The following is an 18,375-nucleotide window of genomic DNA, read 5'->3' as shown; positions in this document are numbered from 1 at the left end:
TTGAGTGTTGGTTTAAAGCAGGAGTGAACGATTATGGTACAAATGGCCCTGGAGTCTCCCACCGATCATCGGCAAGTTGAACGCTTTTGCCAAGAGATATTGCCACAAGTCTCTCGCACCTTTGCCTTAAGTATTCGGTTTTTACCAGGCAACCTAGGACGTGCCGTCCTCTGTGGTTACTTACTGGCTAGAATTGCAGACACCATCGAAGATGATCCCGTCGCCACAGTAGAATCCAAAATCAGACTCTTGGACAAATTTTTAGCCTGCTTTGATGATCCAGCTCAGGCCGATATTTTCCCCCAAGTCGTCGGCACCCTAGAAGGGGAAACAGCCCATCTCCATTTGGTTGAAAACACCCATCTTGTTTTTGCCCTATTTCGTAGTTTACCGGCCAAATCACAACAGACCCTACAGCATTGGATTACAGAAATGGTGCAGGGGATGCAAAAGTTCGTCAAACTGCATGCCCAAGGCATCCGCATTAAAACCCTAGAAGAATATCAAGAATATTGTTACTACGTCGCCGGTACCGTTGGCTATTTGCTCACAGATTTATGGTTTGAGCATTCTCCCAGCGTTGATTTTGCCACATACCATACCCTGCGGCAGACCTGTGCAGCCTTTGGTGAAGGGTTACAAACCGTCAATATTCTCAAGGATATTGCTTGGGATGCTGAACATGAAAACTCCATTTATGTCCCCCAAGATGCCTTAGAATCCCATGGCAGCAGTCATGAGAAACTGTTAGATCCAGAGTTTCTCACCCAGAATCATGCGGCCATCACATCTTTGGTAGAACTGGCGTGGTCCGATCTGGATAAAGCAGCCCAATATTTGATGGAGGTTCCTCGGTCTGCCATCCCTATTCGGCTTTTTTGCATCTTGCCTCTAGTGTTTGCCTATGCGACCCTGCGGGATATCACCGGATCAACCGCAATGCTCAAATCTGGCGGGAATATTAAAATTTCCAGAGCAGAGGTCAAGTCTTTAATTATGGTGGGTCCCTTCACCGTATTAAGTAACTTCACTATCCGTCGCCTGATTGATCAAGTCCGCCAGCAACCCTTTCTATGGGGTAATAAAAACACTTCATTCAAGAAAGTGGCCTAGGGCTTCCCCAGTTATTGGCAGCTGTAGCGCCCGGGTAAATAAAGACCTATGGTTAGGTTAAGGATCCATAACTAGTAAACATTTTCTAGCTACGTTACGGACACCCCCCTATCCTCACCTCAAGATAGACCTAGAAGACTGAGGATGAGTGATAGGATAATTTGGCGATCTTTGAGAGAACACAGACTATACAGCTGTTACAGCCGTATAGTCCCATCGAATTAGAGTCGTTTTTAGATCACCATGATCTTGAAAAGGCTCATTTACCCTATTGTCAAGAGAGGATGAACTGCATGGTTTACCAACTACCTGACCTGCCGTACGATTACAACGCTTTAGAGCCTCATATTTCCGCCCGAACCCTAGAGTTCCACCATGACAAACACCATGCAGCATATGTGACCAAGTGTAATGGCATGACCAAGGATACTCCGATGGATGACATGTCCATTGAGGAAGTCATTCAGTCTGCCTACAAGGATTCTGCCAAAGCCGGTCTCTTTAACAATGCAGCCCAAGCTTGGAACCACAGCTTTTATTGGAACTCCATGAAGCCCGGCGGCGGTGGTCTGCCCGGTGGTGCATTAGCGGCCCAAATCAATACGGATTTTGGCAACTACGATAACTTTAAGGCTGCTTTTAAGGAAGCTGGCGCCACTCAGTTTGGCAGTGGCTGGGCTTGGCTCGTCTTGGAGAATGGCAAGCTAAAAATCACCAAAACACCCAATGCTGAAAATCCGTTGGTCCATGGGCAAACCCCTTTGCTGACGATGGATGTTTGGGAGCATGCCTATTATCTAGATTTCCAAAACAGCCGTCCTGGCTATATTGACACCTTTTTATCTAGCTTGGTCAACTGGGACTTTGCCGCCCAAAACTTTGGAGCCGCCTAATCCAAGGATGCGGTAGACCGATCTCTATTTAGAATCAAAAGAGGCGCTGTACAGCGCCTCTTTTGATTAGCGCAATCCCACCCAAGTAAAGAAATCTTGGCGGGTCACTAGTTCTAATAAAAGAAGCACCATAAACCCCACCATGGCAAAGCGACCATTAATCCGCTCTGCATAATCCGTCCACCCAAACCCAGGTTCAGGGACGGTCTCTAGCTCTGTTGAGGGGGTTTGATCCGGCTCAGGGACATTTGATGAACTCATAAACAAAGCAGCAAAGGACTTCAGGATCTTAACGGAATTCCCTTGCGATCGCACTGAAGAAACCCTAGCAATCTGTATCTATCCCCCCTGTCTGATTCTGACTTCATTCAGAATTAGCGCGTTGACTCGCTCTGAGAAGCCGTCTTAGACTGCCGCTTTTTAACGGCCTCAATCAGCCCTCGCACTTCATCTGTCCCGGTTGAAGCATCAAATTTAATCGGCAGTTTTTGACGCCGGAGCATTTGTCCAGCCAAAGGCACCAGACTAAAAAGCCCTGGCAAATCTTTAAAGTTATTGCCCACCACTTTCAATCCAAATTTCCGTTCATCGATCCAGCCCCCCTCTTGAACTAAATCCACCAAGACCCGCCGATGGCGCAGGGGGCGACTGTCAGGAAGAGTTGGGTTCGCCAGGACCTGAGATTTGATTTTACTGATCTGATCCAGGGGAGCCACACCCATAGGGCATACCGTATTGCAATTAAAACAACGGGTACAACCCCAGACCCCTTGGATATCCTGGTTATATTGTTCAAGGCGATGTTCCGTCGCTTGATCACGAGTATCGGCTAACAATCGGTGGGCTTTTGCCAACGCATGGGGACCCACAAAAGACCCATTTGCCGGGAGGGCATTACAGTCAGAATAACAAGCCCCACATAAAATACAATTCCCCATTTGATCAAGCTTGCTGCGATCTTCTGGAGACTGGAGAAACTCCCGTTCAGGGACTTGTCGGCTGGCAGAACTGACATAAGGTTCAACCTGGTCCAACTTTTGCCAAAACTGATCCATTTCCACAACCAAGTCTTTAATGACTGGCATATTCCCCATAGGCGCAATTTCTATCACGGGAATTGAGTCTGGATTTTCTCGATCTGAGTCGGCACCATTCTGTTTGTTCCAGGCTGAATAAGAACGGGCCACTTCTGCTTTCACATTCTGTTGACAGGCCAAAGCCGCCCGATGATTAATCCGCATACTGCAGCTACCACAAATGGTATTGCGACAGTTTTTTCGAAAGGCTAGAGACCCATCCTGCTGCCATTTAATCAAATTCAAACAGTCCAGAATCGTGGTACTCGGATCTACATCTAATGAATACGTCTGGACTTTAACTGCACTTTGTTGCTGTTGACGGGATATTTTGAACAGAACTTGCATGATTTCATGCCTAAGAACTTTGAGAGATTATCAATTTTTCTGTTATATTTGTCGAGTTTTCTGGAAAGTCTAAAGAAAGATTACCTTTAGTAAAGGTATACGGACAACTATGCAGGCATATTATTATTACGATCAATGTATCACAGGTAAATAATCTCTATGGAAGTCTCCATATTATTGTTCTACCTTTGTACAAGTTCGAGAGAATTTAGTAGGTCTTAGAGAGATACCGACTTTCTCTAACCTAAAAATTAGGTTTAGCAAAACCTTTTACTAAATAAGAGCAGCAAAATCTTGCCTCTCTACAGGGAAGACGATATATCCTCGACTGATCTTTCATCGATAAAAATTAGTTGCTAATTAAAAAGAAACCGTTAGAATAATATTTAGAAAGCAATTCGTTTTCTTTTTGCTACAATTGCAATAGTTTAAATAAGGTCTAGTTGTTGGAATTCATCATCCAGCTTTAAAGATCTCCCCTAAGCAGAAATGCTTCTGTTTCTCTACACGTTGATTGCAAGGATATTTTTGTAGATGGCAACCGATACCGAAACAACGCCTTTGACTGGCAAAGCACTCTTGCAAAAAGTTAAAGAACTTCAGCACTTGTCTCGCCGTGAAAAGGCTAAACGATGCGGATATTATTCGATTACAAAGAATAAGCAAACCCGCGTTAATCTCGGCGAATTTCTCAATGCCGTTATTGAAGCAAGAGGGATTGATCTCAATCCTGATGGCTCCAAAGATGGGCGTGGACGGGAACCGACGTATCGGGTTAGTGTGCATAAGAATGGTCAAATTGTAATTGGCTCCACCTATACCCAAGCCATGGGATTAAAACCTGGCGATGAGTTTTCAATTAAGTTGGGATATAAGCATATTCATCTCATTCAAGTCGATGAAGATGAAGATGTATAAGGCTTGCCTCTAAGTCTTAGGGTTTGCTCCTGTTTCCTTATTAGCTGAAATTCGGCATAAACATCAAACGACTTCAGAGTCTAATGTATTTCTCATAAATGCATTATTTAACAGAAGCTCTATCTAAATTCTAGTTAGGGTTTCTGCTGGCTCTGATCAGCATGACTGGGTTTAATGGAGTTAATCGAGTCATGGATGCAACGGGAACAGAACGTGATAGTTGAATTTGCAGATGTTCTACTACCCAATTGGGTTTATCAAACCACTGGGTAGCAATATAAAAATTTTCTAAGGTTGCCAGGCTCACGACGATGACACCTGATAGGTCAAGTCGCATTTGGCAATAATTTAAGATCTCCTGAAGATGCCCTCCACTTCCTCCAATAAATATTCGGTGGGGGTCAGGCAAATTATTTAATGCGGTGGGGGCTTCGCCCAAAACGATATGAACATTGTTCACCTGAAAATGCTGACAATTTTGGTGGATGAGCTGGGTCCCTAAAGCTGTTTTTTCAACGGCATAAACTTGGGAACTAGGGACTATGCGAGCGGTTTCAATCGCAACTGAGCCAGTACCCGATCCAATATCCCAAATTATTTGATGGTCTTGCAGCTGTAATTCAGCCAATGCCAGAATACGAATTTCTCGCTTGGTCATTAACCCAGGACGATCGGCAAAGCTATAAAAAGCCTGATCAGGAAGTCCAAGAACTGGTAAAGAGGCAAGATCAGATTTTTCTCGCTTTTCTAGGTCATAACGTAGTAAAACGACAACATTTAGAGCTGAGAATTGTTGGTTGAGTAGCGTCTTGGGTTCAAATTTTTGAACACGCTCATCTGAGCCTTCTAGATTTTCACACACCCAAAATTCATAGTGGATGGGTAGATTTAAACTGAGGAATAATTTTGCGATCGCAGCAGGCGTATTCTTATGATCCGTCAACACTGCAATTTTTCTCACTCCCTTTTGCCATGCTGTAACCAAGGAAGATAGGGAACGACCATGAACACTAATCACCTCAGCATCTTGCCAAGGCACCTTGAGGCGGTTAAAAGCAATTTGGACAGAACTGAGATAGGGATGAAAGCACAATAGATCAGCCGCAAAAGTTTGCAACAATAGACGGCCAAACCCGAAAAATAGCGGATCTCCAGACGTTATCACGACCACGAGTGGGTTGGGAGACTGATCTAAATGCTGTTGAATCGCCTCTAAACCTTGAGCAAAATTCGTCAGGGTAATGCGTTTTCCTGGATGCGATGGAAAGTATTGGAGATGTCGTTCGCTGCCGACTAAGACAGTGGCTTGATCAATCAGCATATGGAGGTGGGACTGCAACCCTGATCCACCGGTCAGCCCGATCCCAATAACATGAATGGGCGTCATCAGTGTGTATTCCTTTGTTGCCAAGCCAGCGTCAATAGTGCATTCGTAATTGCCGCCGCCACAGGCGATCCCCCTTTGCGCCCCTCCGTTCGAATATGGGGTATTCCAGACTGAGCCAAAGCAGATTTGGCTTCAAGGACACCAATAAAGCCAACGGGTACACCAATAATCAGAGATGGCGGCTTAGGTACATGAGCGATCTGTCGACAGAGGGCGGATAAGGCCGTTGGCGCATTACCAATCACATAAATAGCCTGGGGGTGAACTTGCAGACATTGAAGCATGCCTGTTTCAGTCCGAGTTTGCCCCGAGGGAGGAGATTGACAGGCATCGACAGCCGTGACAATCGGATTTTGAAAGGTTTGTTGGACGACCGTTTGAATCCCCATAGAAACCATCTTCACATCGGTCACAATGGGGGTACCTGCGGCTAAGGCTGCGGTAGCCACAGCCACCACATCGGGGCTAAAGCGCAACAGCTCTCGAAACTCAAAATCAGCCGTACTATGGATGACACGGCGCAAGACAGCATATTGCTGAACAGAAAAATGATGCGAGCCAATTTCCCGATCGATGGTCGCAAAGCTCTGCTGCAAAATCGGATGAAGAATAAGCGTCATGTCACAACGACATCAAGGACCAATACCTTACTCTACTGCTATTCTCCACCCGTCCATCTACAAAAATTGTGAGGGAGACTCCAGCTTTCAGATAGCTGTCGACTCTCCAAAAAAGGGCATCCTAACCAAACCACAAGATCGCTTTGTTGCCCTAACACTATTCATAATGTGAGTAGTCACACCAGCTTGCTATGCCCGTTTATCTCTTCTGGGGAGAAGATACTTATCGCTTATCGAAAGCAGTTCAGGCCCTTCATCAAGAGGTCTTAGATCCAGAGTGGCTAAGCTTCAACCTGGATAAAATAGATGTCGCTTCTGGATCCGATGGCACCGCATCGGTGATTCAAGGTCTGAATCAAGTGATGACGCCACCGTTTGGATTAGGGCATCGTTTGGTCTGGTTAACGAATCCCTTAGTAGGAGCCACAGCCGATCTGCTACCCGAATTTGAACGCACCCTCCCCGATTTACCCCCCACATCCCACTTGTTATTAACTCAAACTACCAAACCGGATGGTCGTAGCAAGCTGACAAAATTATTACAAAAACAGGCTCAAGTGACTGAGTTTGCCCTCATTCCTCCTTGGAAGACCGCTCAGATTTTGCAAATGGTCAAACGGGCAGCCCATGATTTGGAGGTTCCGTTAACCCAAGCGGCTGGAGAACAACTTGCCGATGCAGTGGGTAACGATACCCGTCGTCTCTATGGAGAGCTAGAGAAATTAAAGCTATATTCCTTATCTTCAGATGCCCAAAACAACACCAAACGGATCGGTCTAGAGATCGTTCAGCATTTAGTCTCCTCCACGACTCAAAACAGTTTGCAGTTAGCTGAAACTATTCGCCAAGGGCAAACCGATCAAGCCTTGGGATTAGTCGCTGAGTTACTGAACTTGAATGAACCTGGCTTAAAAATTGTCGCGACCCTGATACGGCAATTTCGGACTTGGCTATGGGTCAAACTGATGGTGGTCTCAGGCGAACAGGACGAACGGGTCATTGCTCGCGCCGCAGAAGTGGGTAATCCCAAACGCATCTATTTTCTCAAACAAGCCGTCCAAACCGTGACATGTCAGCAACTTCGTCAATCCCTATCTTGTCTCTTAGATTTGGAAGTTGCCCTGAAGCAAGGCGAAGCCCCCCGCTCAACTTTAATCACTACTGTGGTTGAGATGAGTCACATTTGCCAAGCTAATCCAATCTTGTCTTAAGACTATCAGGGAGAGAGGAATCGAATCCCTTGAGTTTGCTTCAATCGATCTGTAATTCCACCAATGTTGGAACTTCCCCAGAAAAAATGATTCAAGATAGTTATACCGACACTACTCCTAGTTTGTTGGGATTATTAGGGTTTATGTCAACATTTACACGGCAAACATACATGTTCAAACCTCTTATCAACACCCGTTTGGGGTGGGTGTTGCTTTTAGCATCGTGCAGCTGGTTGAGTGGTTTGGCACCCGGTCTTTCAGATCATTTATCGACTCTAACCTGGTCATCCAGTGCAGCCGCCCAGGGTCAGCCTAAATACGAGAAGCTATTAGGAAATTATGCAGAGGCAATTCTCCAAATGGAGCCCTTGAGGTTGCAATCCTACCAACAAGTACAACAAATCATGGGCGGAGCTTTGCCCAAAAACATTTGCAAGAAATCTGATTTAGTTGCACCCGTCAACAATATTTGCGATCGCTTTTTCAACGAGTCTGCAGAAATTATCCGTAACAATGGTTTATCTTTAACCGACTTCAATGCCATCACCGAAGAAGTTCGCAAGAATAAATCCCTCAAAAATCAATTAGATGAAGAACTGATCCGCCGCAAAGGTAACTAGTTCCCTCTGACCTGACGATCAATCTCTCCCAGTCTGGCTCTTGCCTCAGTCTCGGAAGGTGGAATAATAGCAACACATGTTGGTTGAAGGTAAAGGGTAATCTTGCAATTGGTTAAATTATCTCAGACACCTTGGGAGCGGTTCGTATCTTTAGTTGCGATCGCAGTCCTCACTTGCTTCACTATCGTGGCCTGCCAGGTCGGCAGTGGCGACGAAGCCACCGATAATGTCATTCGAGTGGGATCTAAAGACTTTACAGAGCAATTTATTTTAGGTGAGCTCTATGCCCAACTCCTGGAAGACCAAGATTTAGCAGTCGAACGGAAATTCAACCTTGGGGGTGCCCCCATTGCCCAAGCCGGACTCGTCAAGGGCGATATCGACCTCTATCCGGAATACACGGGCACAGCCTTATTGACCATCTTAAAAGAACCCAGTAATACTAACCCCCAACAGGTGTTTGATACGGTTGCGAAAGCCTACGAGAAAGACTTCAACTTAGTGTGGCTCAATCCAGCCCCCATGAATAACACTCAGGCATTAGTCGTAACCCCCGCAACCGCTAAAAAGTATCAACTAAAAACCATTTCTGACTTTGCCAAGCAAGCGACAAAACTGCGAATGATTGGCCCGCCCGAATTCGCAGCTCGGGAAGATGGCTTACCCGGCCTTCAAGCTGCCTACGGCGCTTTCAAACTCAAAGACTATATCGCCACGGATCCAGGCCTCCGTTACCAGGCTTTGCAGTCTGATCAGGCAGACATTGCCGTTGGCTTTGGTACCGATGGAGAAATTGATGCCCTAAATTTGGTGGTTTTAAAAGATGATCAAGGCTTGTTTCCGCCTTACCAAGTGGCACCCGTCGTCCGGCAGCCCGTCTTAGAGGCCTATGCTAAAGTCAAAGGTACCCTCAATGCCCTCGCCCCCAAGTTAACGGATGAAACCATGCGTCGTCTCAACTATGAGGTTAGCGGCAACCGCCAAGAACCTCGAACCGTAGCCCAACAGTTCCTTCAAGAGACAGGACTTATCTCTCCGACCTAAGCTGGTTTAGGCTCTGTGTTAGACATGGACATTTCCCTTCACAATCCAGCATCGGATCAAGGCAAGCTTGTCGCCTTCCCTCTCACAGAAACGGCTCAGCCCGATCGGTCTCAACTTGACAATATTAAAGCCCAGTTAGATCTAGTACTGCTAGCCCTAGAAGCCCTGGTAGGTATTGGCTCTGAAGCTGTTCTCCAAGCTGCAGCCGATCTCAACCTGCAAGATGTCGTCAGCGATCGAGTGTCCCTATGGCGTCTGAGGCAGTCCAATCCTCTCCGCCGAGGTACTGGCGGACGCAAAAAACTGGATATAGAAGAGGCCCGGTCTCTTGTGATGATCAGCTGCCACCTCGCCCACCAACATCAAAGCCTCATCCGAGAAGCTGTGGAATTATTAGAGTCCGTGGCAGAAACTGAGCAACCGTTTCATCAGGTCGCTTTGTTGGGAGATTACTTAGATAACTTCACCAACACTTACCAAGACCGGATGACGGAAGATACCTTATCCGTTGATGCCCTGACCGATCTAGCCTTAAAGTTACTCATAGATTTGTTATTCTATAGCAACAACCAGGGGCCACGGCGATTGTGGATGGCCCTGCTTGATCGGGCAAATCATATAGAACGATAAACTCTTCAGTTGCTTTCTAGCAATACACCCAGATTGGTCACCCGTCTTTAAACACATTGATGCCTTCTATTTCTCGGCAATATCACCCGCAAAGTTGCAGTTTAGAAATTACTGCACAAACCTCACCCTTATCCCGGTGGGCCAAACGGCCGATTCTGAAATCCGTCAATTTCTTGCTAAGTTTTCGAGGGCTATCTGGCCAAAATCATGAACCCTTAGAAGTGAGAGGCAATCACGAACAGCTTAAGCTCCTCTCAGAAACCGTCACTCATTATGTCCAAAATAGATTAGGGCAATCCTTAGTCACATCTCCTGCCCATCCAATTTCAGAATCAGCACAACAGACTGAACCTCAACCCAACATTACCTCACAACTCTATTTGCATCCTCGTAGTTTGGTCACCCACGATCTAGTTCTAGGGCCGCTCGCAACCAACGCTCAACATCAGACGATTTCTCTGAAAGCCTCACAACTGTTTGATTTAGTCTCGGCCTTAGATGACTGTACCGCTGAATTAGAAGTCCTCCCCGTTTCAACACCCAGCCAACGGCCATCAATACCGGTATGGGCAAGCAGTGCTGCCGTTCTCATTTTAATGTTGGGGGTCTCTACGGCGACGTTACAACTGACCCAACAGCAGCCCGAATCCAAACGGGATTGGGTGACTTCATCCGACAAACCTAGCACCAACGCCCCCACCCTGTCTGCAGATGAAGCGGAAGGGATTGCTGCCCTACCCAAGGACAGCACAACGAGAAAGCCTCAACTCCCACCTCCTGTTGCCTCGCAACCGTCTAGCTCTCCTGTCCCGGAGACATCTCCTTCTACAGGTGTAGCTCCAAGCAACCTTGACAGTTCAGCTCAACGACCACAACCTGCGCCGTCCGTGATCGCCAGGGCACCTCGATCAGAGACTTTGTCCCCAGCTCTCCCCGCCACACCAAAGGCACAAAAGCCCCCCCCTACCTCTGTCCAGAACCAACAGGTACCTCAACAGTCTCCATCACCCCAGGAAGAAATCCTAAGCGAGCAGAAAGCACCAGCGCCAGTCGCGAGCGCCCCCGCTCAAACTTCAAAATCTGTGCCTCAGGCCAAGACCTTGCCCCCCTCTGCACCTCACGCTAAAACTTCACGCCCCCCTGCAGTGACATCACCAGCCCCTGCAGCTGAACCCGCACCAGCCAGCACCGCTGACACCATCAATGCAGAATCAGACTTACTTGAAACAGACAACCTAAGTCGCAACCGTCGAACACCAGAAGATCGCACTCTCAATTCATTCGGTCGACAAGCACCGGGAAATACCGAAGCTGCATTCATTCCCTCTACATCCGTTCCTGCCCAAAATATTCGCCAATATTTCAAACAGCGTTGGCAAGTTCCCCCAGGCTTAACTCAGCCTTTGCCCTATCAGCTCACCTTGAAGGCCAATGGCTCTCTTAAACAGGTAACCCCTTTAAACAACCTTGCTATTCAATATTTTGACAAAGTTCCGTTGCCTGCAGTGAATCAGCCGTTTATTGCCCCCCTAAAACCATCCCAATCACTCCAACTTCAGCTCATCCTCAACCCAGATGGCACTGTGCAAATATTGGAGGATGTAGCTGGAGGCAAAGCTCCCTAAACTGATTAATATGGCTTTCTCATCCCCTTCTAAACGTCATTATCCCGTCAGTGTCGCTCCCATGATGGATCGGACGGATCGGCATTTCCGTTACTTTATGCGGCAAATCACCCAACGGACTTTGCTCTATACAGAGATGGTAACGAGTGCTGCGATTTTAAATGGCGACCGCCACCATTTACTCGATTTTTCTCCCATTGAAAAACCCTTGGTCTTGCAAGTAGGCGGCGATAATCCCCAAGATTTAGCTGAATGTGCTCGTATTGCCACAGACTGGGGATATGACGAAATTAATTTAAATGTGGGCTGTCCCAGTAGTCGAGTTCAAAACGGTCATTTTGGGGCTTGTTTAATGGCTCAGCCAGATCGGGTAGCAGCCTGCGTGGAAGCCATGATGCAGGCAACTCACCTACCTGTCTCCGTCAAGCATCGCATTGGTATTGATGATTGCGATCGCTATGAAGATATGGCCCACTTTGTCCAGACCGTTGCTGCGTCAGGCTGTCAAATCTTTAGTGTTCATGCCCGCAAAGCTTGGCTAAAAGGCTTAAGTCCTAAGGAAAACCGTGACATCCCGCCTTTACGTTACGAAGATGTTTATCGATTAAAACAAAACTTTTCTCATCTCTGGATTGAAATTAACGGTGGATTCATCCAGTTATTCCAGGTGCACAATCAATTACCAAAAGTAGACGCAGTCATGATTGGTCGGGCTGCCTATGATAATCCTTACCTATTTGCGACAGTCGATCGCGACTTTTATCACGAAGATCGTTCTGCCCCTTCTAGACACAAAGTTGCACAAGCCATGATGGACTATTTAGAGGAATGGAAAATAAAAGGGCTATTAAAACCCCACTCCATTACCCGCCATATGCTGCAATTATTTTCAGGTCAACCTGGTAGCCGGGCTTGGAAGCGGCTATTAACTGAGCAAGGGTGCCGCCCAGATGCAGGCCCAGACATTATCCATCAGGCATTAGACAAAGTCTTAGCAATACCAGGATTGACCCAGTAAACCACAATATCAGCTGGTAATTTACTTTTCTTTTTTCCCTGGGACGCGCTCATAGCCAGGCTTCGGCTTCGTCATTTTGGCCCATAACCCCTTGACATCATTGAGCATCGCTTCTCCCTTCTCCGCGACTTCCTTGGAGTCAACCTTGGGCGTCTTGGGTGCTGACGATTTCGCTTTAGGAGTGTCTGTCTTCGACTTCTCTACCTTGGGCTCAGACGCTGTCGGTGCATCGGATTTAGACGCAGATACCGGCTTCTTCGACTGATCTTCACTTCCCTTCGACTCCACCTTCACAGCAGAAGTCGATTTCTCCCCTGCATCCTTCACCTCTACCTTCGATGGCGTCGATGGCGCTGTGGACGCAGCTTTAGGAGTGGGGGTGGACGTTCCTTTAGACCCTGACTCTGGCTTCACTTTGAACTCAGCTGCCTGAGAAGAAGGTTTGCTCTCTGCTTTCGCTTGAGGCTTAGCTTCTACCTTGGGCTTCACCTCTGTCTTCGCCTTAGGGGGTGCAGCTCCTTTGGGAGCTCCAGCGGTTAGAGACTTCGCGGCAGGTCCTTTGGCTTTCGGCTTCGCCTCGACTTTGGGAGCTGGCGTATCTTTGCCTTTGGGTTTAGCCTCTGCTTTTGGCGTCTCGGCTTTCTCGTCTACTTTGGCTGCTGCCTTCTTCGATGTCGTTGGCTTTTTCGCTTCTGCTTTTGCTTCCGGTGCAGGCGCTTCTACGTCTGGATTAGCGACGGCTGGAATGTTGACGGGCTTGCGACCCACTAGGCGGCCTAAGAACTCACAGGTCTTCTCAATGACGCCTGGCTTGCGTTGAACAAAGATACCTAATCCTTTTTGAATCGGTAAGGTATCCAATACGTCTAGCTGGGAGCAATAAGCGACGTCGGCTTTACCTCGCATCTTTAATAACCGCTGACCATGACTGGCGCTGGTCAATAATTCGAGTAACTGGTCTTGCCACTGACGAAATAAGGAAACGGCAGCAATGGCTTCGTCGTTCCCTGCTAGTTTGCTGAGGGGGGTCTTGCCTACGGCTAAGATGCCATCAATAATTGCACCGGCACAGACGGTATCTTCTAGGGAATAGCTGCCTTCCCAACCGGAACCCACGAGCCAAACGGTCCCAGGACGTTTGGTAGCGAGATAGTTCACGACGGCTTGACGGTTGGTCAAGGAGGCCATGATCACTTTGGAGGCGTTCCGAACGCTCTCGGAACAGCGGGTCCCATTGGTTGTACTCAAAAATAATCGACGGCCTTCGGTGTTCTCGGGGGTAAAGGCTAAGGGGGAGTTCCCAAATTCACAGGCTTTGACTTTCCGGCCGCCGCGTTCACCTGCCCGAATCCGTTTGTCTTCCTCTACTGTTTCGCTGGCTTCTAATAATGGTTCAATATCACTAAAAACTTGGACGGCTGATGCACCTGCATTGATGGCCGCTGCGATGGTGCTGCTGGCACGCAATACGTCGATGACTACGGCACAGCCAGGGAGACGATTATTGGGAATCTCTTCGGGGGTATGGTAAACGAATATTTTCACGGGATAAAGATGACCTATATCGTTATTTTCTATCGAGTTCTATTTTATGGGGCTTTGTTGCCACTTCTGCACGGTTTTTTCCTTTCTATAAAGCCTCTTCATGCAAAAGGGCAAGCAGGATATCCTGCTTGCCCTTGATGACTGACCTTATGGTCTGTTGGTACTTTGACCAGTGCGTCAGGGGGCTTTATTTATTGGCTGCGTAGAGTCTCTCTCCACGAAGACCATGCCAAAGACCACCGCCTAACATCCAGACTAGACCCAGGATGAGCTGCAAGGTTGCAGCACCTGTCCGATCTACGCCATGGAATACAGGAGGATAGGCGACGTCACAGTAGCGAATGAATAGGGAGGAGCTGATTCCCATGAAGCCTACGGAAGCAACACTCCAAGATAGGATGAGTTCGCTATTGAGCATACCGACGTTGGACCAGCCACCGTTGGCAGGTGAAAAGACGGGATGCTTGGTAAACAATGGGGTAGGCTTGCGATAGAGAATATGGAATGCTGCGCCTAATAGGTCAATCACACCAATGAGGAAGTGACCGCCAATCACGTCTTCCATGTTGTTAACGGCTGCCATACCTGCACCACTCCAGCCGTCAGGGGTGAATCCAAAGAGGTAACCAATCAAGGTAATTGGATTCAAGTTAGGGCTGATTTGATGCACGGTGTCTGTGTTGATGTCATACATGCCGGTGCCATAGGTGGCGTTGACGGCAAAGATCAAACAGGCCACGCTGATGAAGACGAGGTGGTGACCCACAATGGTGGATAGGCTCTCAAAGTCATCCCACTCATACCGGAAGGCGGCTGCATAACTGTCATCAGGAGCATCGTTCAGGTCAGTTTCACCACGGAAAGTGTGGAATAAACCGGCTGCACAACATACGGCTGCGATGAAAAAGTGAAGAACCCCAATTACGAAGAAGGGGTAGGTGTCGACGATCTCACCTCCAGCACCTACACCAACACCAAGAGCGGCTAGGTGGGGCATGAAGATCATCCCTTGATCTGGCAGGGAGACTCCCGGCTGATAACGGGCTACTTCTTGAACAATAAACGCGCCTGGAACGACGCTCATTAAGGCGGCATGGCATAGGTGAGCACCCAGAAGCATACCGGATAGGTCGGTCATCCGAACGTTGCCGGCCCACCATTCGTTCTCAAAGTTGCTTAATACGGATGTCGGTAAATCAGTTTGGACGGCTACCTTGCCGCCTCTTCTTCCTCGTACAGATGCGGTCACAACTGTTTTCCTCTTTTGTATCGGTTAACTGAAAAATTCAAAAACTGCTGGTGTAACGATAAAACCGTTTATTTTGAAGCAATCAACATAAAATCATGCAGAGTCATGACTAGGTTGAGCGAGATTTATTAACTCTTTCGAATTCAAATAACCCAGGCAGATAGAACTTAGTTGAGTTTAAGTTTCACTGCCTTCATATTTTCGTTTTACAAAAGTCTAAAAGCGCGACTGCAGCAGAAGCGCTTTCAAACTTTTGCGAAAATATAGTCTGACTTAAATGTCAGCGCCAAGCTCAACGGTTTCAGTTGTAAAGAACTTGGTAAGCACACGGAAGTCAAAACCTGAGGCACGCAAGGCATGGAACAGGTGACCTTGGATGCAATAGAATCCCCAGAAATAGTGGAAATTAGCAATCCAGAAACGGCTAGTATGACCACTGGCAGAAACATCTAAGGTATCTGCAAAGTTAGGTAAGAAACCTAAGTTAGGCTGAAGCACCGGACCAAAAAACTCAACAGGGAAAACAACGTCGTTAACAGAGCAGAAATAGGCTGCTACGAGACCCATGAGTCCTAGGCCACCTAGTGCATAACCCAAAAGAGCTTCACCAGACTTTGTGAAAATTCTTTCTGTGTAAGGCCAAGGCTTAACAAGAATATGATAGATACCGCCAGCAATATCGATCAGAGCAATAAAGAGGTGCCCTCCCATCACATCTTCTAGATTATCGACAAAGAAGGGGTTAAAACCAGGTGTAGCCCAGCCATATTTAAAGATTCGAACAATATCAAAGCCAGGAGATACTGCTCGGACTTCACCAACGTTTGGATCATAAATTCCGTGGGTAGCAGCCCAGACGACAAATAGAAGTGCACCAGAGCCTAAGAATAATAAATGATGGCCCAAAATCCGACCTTGTGTTTCAAAATCGTCCCACTCAAAGTGGAATCTTTGGGAGGCAGCAGAGTCACTGTCTGCTAAAACTTTAGGACCCGTTAAAATATGAAAAATTGCACCCGAACCAAATACAGCTGCTGCGAATAAATGAATCATGCCAACAGCGAAGAAGGGGTAAGTATCCACAACCGCTCCACCTGCTCCAACCCCAAAACCAACTCTTGACAGCTGCGGTAAACAGACAAATCCTTGAGCATATAAGGGAATATCAGGGTTATATCGAGAGAGTTCAAATAAAGTGATCGATCCAGCAAAAAATGTCATTGAAGCAATTTGGCCGATATGAGCGGCTAAAAATTGCGCGCTAAAATCAGTGAACCGGGAGTTTCCCGACCACCATCCGTATTCAACGTTTTGATTTCCATAAGTTTGCATTGTTAAGCTATCTCCTCCTCTGTTATCGGTGCCACCGTAACTTTATTATCAAACTTAATACAAAATACTATCAGACCTCGCCCGCTAAGTAATGTTAATTTGACTGCAGAGCAGATATACTTAGTGGCTTACTTATGAAGTATTGTTTTCTTACATCCTAACACTGGCAAGTCTTTCATCCAATAAAAGTTCTATATGGCAAACCATCGTTTAAGTCTAGAGGTGCTAGATGTGTTTGACAGCATCCAATACTTGACACTGTTGCACCTACCTTATAGATGAATACAGTCGGTAGATATAGATTGGACAGCGACGCAACAGAGCCAGGTCTTACTCGCTAGCATTATTATGAGGAAAGCAATCTCAGCCAAGAATTTTCAGGATTTTAGGGTTGATAAATCAATATAGAATAGCTCTATTGTGATTTTCACAGCTTTTGAAGATTGAGCTAACGAGACTCACTTATTTTGAATTCCTGTCGGTTCAGAATACAAATAACAGCGTAGTTTTCGTTCTTACGCATCACTGCTGAGCGACAAAAAGTTGCACTAGATTGTCCAATCCTCTCCTAATCTATTCCTAATGGATGACCGCATTGCTTCTTTGAACTACGAGTCCAAACACTCTCTATTGCGTTCCAACCCCGTGCTGACCACTTTTGATGAACTCCTATGGGCAATTATCGGACTCTTGTTAACCATCAATGGGGTTTTCATTGAGGTTGCGGTTCCTGTCCCGTCAACATGGCCGATTGATTGGAATCAGATCGATCTCTACTCCTTAGGTGCAACTTTACAAATAGGAGCTGTTTTACTCGTAGGGTGCTTGGGAGGTAAAAATGCAGGAGCACTCTCCCAAATTGCCTATTTGGTCTTGGGGCTAAGTGGCGTCCAAGTATTTTCCCAAGGGGGTGGGCTAGGCTACGTACAAGAGCCTACTTTTGGCTATCTACTCGGCTTTTTACCTGGTGCATGGGTTTGTGGATATTTAGCCTTCCGCAGCAAAAAGAGTCGCATCGAGATTTTATTACTGAGTTGCCTGTGTGGACTGCTAACGATTCACTTATTTGGCATTGTTTATCTGACGGGATTATCCCTATTACAGTTATCTTCTCTAAGCTGGGGGGCCTCGATCTGGCAGTTCTCGATTTTGCCCTTTCCTGGACAGTTGATTGTCATGTGTGCCTCTGCTCTCATTGCATTTTTGCTTCGACGAATCTTGTTCTATTGACCTATGCGCTGGAAAAAATTGCTGTTTTGGGGATCTGCCCTGCTGAGTGTGGGGGCCGATCAGCTCACTAAGTTTTGGGTCACTCAGAACTTCGAACTACGAAGACCACCTGCACAACCTGACACTTGGCCTCTAATTCAGAACGTGTTTCATTTCACTTACGTGACCAATGATGGAGCAGCCTTTAGCTTGTTCAAAGATAGTCCGCTTTTACCTTGGTTATCGTTTTTGGTTTGTCTGGGACTCATTGGGCTGGGCTTATTTGGACCTCGATTCCCCCAGTGGGAACAAGCAGGCTATGGGTTTTTGTTAGGTGGGGCAGCAGGGAATGGGATTGATCGGATCTTTTTGGGTGAAGTGATTGACTTTTTAGATTTCCGCCTTATCCAATTTCCAGTGTTCAACATTGCAGATATCTCAATCAATGTGGGCCTAGCATGCCTGATATTTGCAACTTGGCAAAGTAGTCGTAAGGGCTCACGCAAAACACCGACGCCATAAGGCCTAAACGTTATA

17 protein-coding genes and 1 pseudogene are annotated in these 18,375 nt (G+C 46.9%); 11 read left to right on the top strand and 7 right to left on the bottom strand.

Features of this window, described 5'->3' with window-relative positions:
• Positions 1-33 precede the first annotated feature (33 nt).
• Complete coding sequence (locus tag AM1_RS16635; RefSeq protein ID WP_012164048.1) at positions 34-1,113, top strand: phytoene/squalene synthase family protein; 1,080 nt, start codon at positions 34-36, stop codon at positions 1,111-1,113.
• A gap of 293 nt (positions 1,114-1,406) precedes the next feature.
• A complete protein-coding gene (locus AM1_RS16630) occupies positions 1,407-2,006 on the top strand; it encodes a superoxide dismutase (RefSeq protein WP_012164047.1) in 600 nt (199 codons plus the stop codon).
• Positions 2,007-2,072: 66 nt separating this feature from the next.
• Here AM1_RS16630 and AM1_RS16625 read toward each other — a convergent pair whose 3' ends face one another.
• Positions 2,073-2,267, bottom strand: coding sequence for a chlorophyll a/b-binding protein (locus AM1_RS16625; protein WP_012164046.1), 195 nt, complete (start codon positions 2,265-2,267; stop codon positions 2,073-2,075).
• 113 nt (positions 2,268-2,380) lie between these two features.
• Positions 2,381-3,430, bottom strand: a complete 1,050-nt coding sequence (locus AM1_RS16620) for a succinate dehydrogenase/fumarate reductase iron-sulfur subunit (RefSeq protein WP_012164045.1) — start codon at positions 3,428-3,430, stop codon at positions 2,381-2,383.
• Between the two features lie 534 nt (positions 3,431-3,964).
• On the opposite strand from AM1_RS16620, the gene AM1_RS16615 reads away from it, so the two are divergent.
• On the top strand, positions 3,965-4,348 hold the full coding sequence (locus AM1_RS16615; protein WP_010469678.1) for an AbrB family transcriptional regulator: 384 nt from the start codon (positions 3,965-3,967) through the stop codon (positions 4,346-4,348).
• A gap of 130 nt (positions 4,349-4,478) precedes the next feature.
• On the opposite strand, the gene AM1_RS16610 is transcribed toward AM1_RS16615, so the two are convergent.
• Together AM1_RS16610 and AM1_RS16605 are read right to left on the bottom strand one after the other, a co-directional pair.
• A complete protein-coding gene (locus AM1_RS16610) occupies positions 4,479-5,735 on the bottom strand; it encodes a bifunctional cobalt-precorrin-7 (C(5))-methyltransferase/cobalt-precorrin-6B (C(15))-methyltransferase (protein ID WP_012164044.1) in 1,257 nt (418 codons plus the stop codon).
• Positions 5,735-6,355 (bottom strand): cobalt-precorrin-8X methylmutase, encoded by a 621-nt coding sequence (locus tag AM1_RS16605; protein ID WP_012164043.1) that lies wholly within the window; start codon positions 6,353-6,355, stop codon positions 5,735-5,737. The genes AM1_RS16610 and AM1_RS16605 overlap by 1 nt, the downstream gene beginning before the upstream one ends.
• Before the next feature lie 191 nt (positions 6,356-6,546).
• Between AM1_RS16605 and holA the strand changes: the two genes are divergently transcribed.
• The 6 genes from holA (at position 6,547) to dusA (ending at position 12,503) form a co-directional block, all read left to right on the top strand.
• On the top strand, positions 6,547-7,566 hold the full coding sequence (gene holA / locus AM1_RS16600; protein ID WP_012164042.1) for a DNA polymerase III subunit delta: 1,020 nt from the start codon (positions 6,547-6,549) through the stop codon (positions 7,564-7,566).
• A 170-nt stretch (positions 7,567-7,736) separates the two neighbouring features.
• On the top strand, positions 7,737-8,186 hold the full coding sequence (locus tag AM1_RS16595) for a DUF4168 domain-containing protein (RefSeq protein WP_063710528.1): 450 nt from the start codon (positions 7,737-7,739) through the stop codon (positions 8,184-8,186).
• A 102-nt stretch (positions 8,187-8,288) separates the two neighbouring features.
• Positions 8,289-9,230 (top strand): glycine betaine ABC transporter substrate-binding protein, encoded by a 942-nt coding sequence (locus tag AM1_RS16590; protein WP_012164040.1) that lies wholly within the window; start codon positions 8,289-8,291, stop codon positions 9,228-9,230.
• A gap of 24 nt (positions 9,231-9,254) precedes the next feature.
• Positions 9,255-9,860 (top strand): DUF3038 domain-containing protein, encoded by a 606-nt coding sequence (locus AM1_RS16585; protein WP_012164039.1) that lies wholly within the window; start codon positions 9,255-9,257, stop codon positions 9,858-9,860.
• Positions 9,861-9,919: 59 nt separating this feature from the next.
• Positions 9,920-11,485 carry a DUF4335 domain-containing protein gene (locus tag AM1_RS16580; RefSeq protein ID WP_012164038.1) on the top strand — a complete coding sequence of 522 codons (1,566 nt, stop codon included), beginning with the start codon at positions 9,920-9,922 and terminating at the stop codon, positions 11,483-11,485.
• Between the two features lie 10 nt (positions 11,486-11,495).
• Complete coding sequence (gene dusA / locus AM1_RS16575; protein ID WP_012164037.1) at positions 11,496-12,503, top strand: tRNA dihydrouridine(20/20a) synthase DusA; 1,008 nt, start codon at positions 11,496-11,498, stop codon at positions 12,501-12,503.
• A gap of 822 nt (positions 12,504-13,325) precedes the next feature.
• Here dusA and AM1_RS43240 read toward each other — a convergent pair.
• The 3 genes and pseudogenes from AM1_RS43240 to AM1_RS16560 all read right to left on the bottom strand — a co-directional run.
• Positions 13,326-14,048 (bottom strand): annotated as a pseudogene (locus AM1_RS43240) (2-phosphosulfolactate phosphatase family protein); the annotation flags it as partial.
• Positions 14,049-14,235: 187 nt separating this feature from the next.
• The gene (locus AM1_RS16565) at positions 14,236-15,297 is read right to left on the bottom strand and encodes a high light inducible protein (RefSeq protein WP_012161933.1); all 1,062 of its coding nucleotides are present in this window, start codon (positions 15,295-15,297) and stop codon (positions 14,236-14,238) included.
• 273 nt (positions 15,298-15,570) lie between these two features.
• Positions 15,571-16,629, bottom strand: a complete 1,059-nt coding sequence (locus AM1_RS16560) for a chlorophyll a/b binding light-harvesting protein (protein ID WP_012164034.1) — start codon at positions 16,627-16,629, stop codon at positions 15,571-15,573.
• Positions 16,630-17,211: 582 nt separating this feature from the next.
• Between AM1_RS16560 and AM1_RS16555 the strand changes: the two genes are divergently transcribed.
• Both AM1_RS16555 and lspA read left to right on the top strand, forming a co-directional pair.
• Positions 17,212-17,859: a biotin transporter BioY gene (locus AM1_RS16555; protein ID WP_202947626.1), complete on the top strand. Its 648-nt coding sequence runs from the start codon at positions 17,212-17,214 to the stop codon at positions 17,857-17,859.
• Between the two features lie 3 nt (positions 17,860-17,862).
• A complete protein-coding gene (gene lspA / locus AM1_RS16550) occupies positions 17,863-18,360 on the top strand; it encodes a signal peptidase II (RefSeq protein WP_012164032.1) in 498 nt (165 codons plus the stop codon).
• The last annotated feature ends 15 nt before the right edge of the window (positions 18,361-18,375 follow it).

Source organism: Acaryochloris marina MBIC11017 (assembly GCF_000018105.1).
Taxonomy (GTDB): domain Bacteria; phylum Cyanobacteriota; class Cyanobacteriia; order Thermosynechococcales; family Thermosynechococcaceae; genus Acaryochloris; species Acaryochloris marina.
The sequence above is the reverse complement of the archived record's forward strand: the minus strand, read 5'-3'. Positions and strand labels throughout refer to the sequence as shown.

What these genes read in the sequence shown, in the direction of transcription:
- AM1_RS16635 (WP_012164048.1), top strand. Translation starts at nt 34, where the DNA reads ATGGTACAAATGGCCCTGGAGTCTCCCACCGATCATCGGCAAGTTGAA.
- AM1_RS16630 (WP_012164047.1), top strand. Translation starts at nt 1,407, where the DNA reads ATGGTTTACCAACTACCTGACCTGCCGTACGATTACAACGCTTTAGAG.
- AM1_RS16625 (WP_012164046.1), bottom strand. Translation starts at nt 2,267, where the DNA reads ATGAGTTCATCAAATGTCCCTGAGCCGGATCAAACCCCCTCAACAGAG.
- AM1_RS16620 (WP_012164045.1), bottom strand. Translation starts at nt 3,430, where the DNA reads ATGCAAGTTCTGTTCAAAATATCCCGTCAACAGCAACAAAGTGCAGTT.
- AM1_RS16615 (WP_010469678.1), top strand. Translation starts at nt 3,965, where the DNA reads ATGGCAACCGATACCGAAACAACGCCTTTGACTGGCAAAGCACTCTTG.
- AM1_RS16610 (WP_012164044.1), bottom strand. Translation starts at nt 5,735, where the DNA reads ATGACGCCCATTCATGTTATTGGGATCGGGCTGACCGGTGGATCAGGG.
- AM1_RS16605 (WP_012164043.1), bottom strand. Translation starts at nt 6,355, where the DNA reads ATGACGCTTATTCTTCATCCGATTTTGCAGCAGAGCTTTGCGACCATC.
- holA (WP_012164042.1), top strand. Translation starts at nt 6,547, where the DNA reads ATGCCCGTTTATCTCTTCTGGGGAGAAGATACTTATCGCTTATCGAAA.
- AM1_RS16595 (WP_063710528.1), top strand. Translation starts at nt 7,737, where the DNA reads ATGTTCAAACCTCTTATCAACACCCGTTTGGGGTGGGTGTTGCTTTTA.
- AM1_RS16585 (WP_012164039.1), top strand. Translation starts at nt 9,255, where the DNA reads ATGGACATTTCCCTTCACAATCCAGCATCGGATCAAGGCAAGCTTGTC.
- AM1_RS16580 (WP_012164038.1), top strand. Translation starts at nt 9,920, where the DNA reads ATGCCTTCTATTTCTCGGCAATATCACCCGCAAAGTTGCAGTTTAGAA.
- dusA (WP_012164037.1), top strand. Translation starts at nt 11,496, where the DNA reads ATGGCTTTCTCATCCCCTTCTAAACGTCATTATCCCGTCAGTGTCGCT.
- AM1_RS16560 (WP_012164034.1), bottom strand. Translation starts at nt 16,629, where the DNA reads ATGCAAACTTATGGAAATCAAAACGTTGAATACGGATGGTGGTCGGGA.
- AM1_RS16555 (WP_202947626.1), top strand. Translation starts at nt 17,212, where the DNA reads ATGGATGACCGCATTGCTTCTTTGAACTACGAGTCCAAACACTCTCTA.
- lspA (WP_012164032.1), top strand. Translation starts at nt 17,863, where the DNA reads ATGCGCTGGAAAAAATTGCTGTTTTGGGGATCTGCCCTGCTGAGTGTG.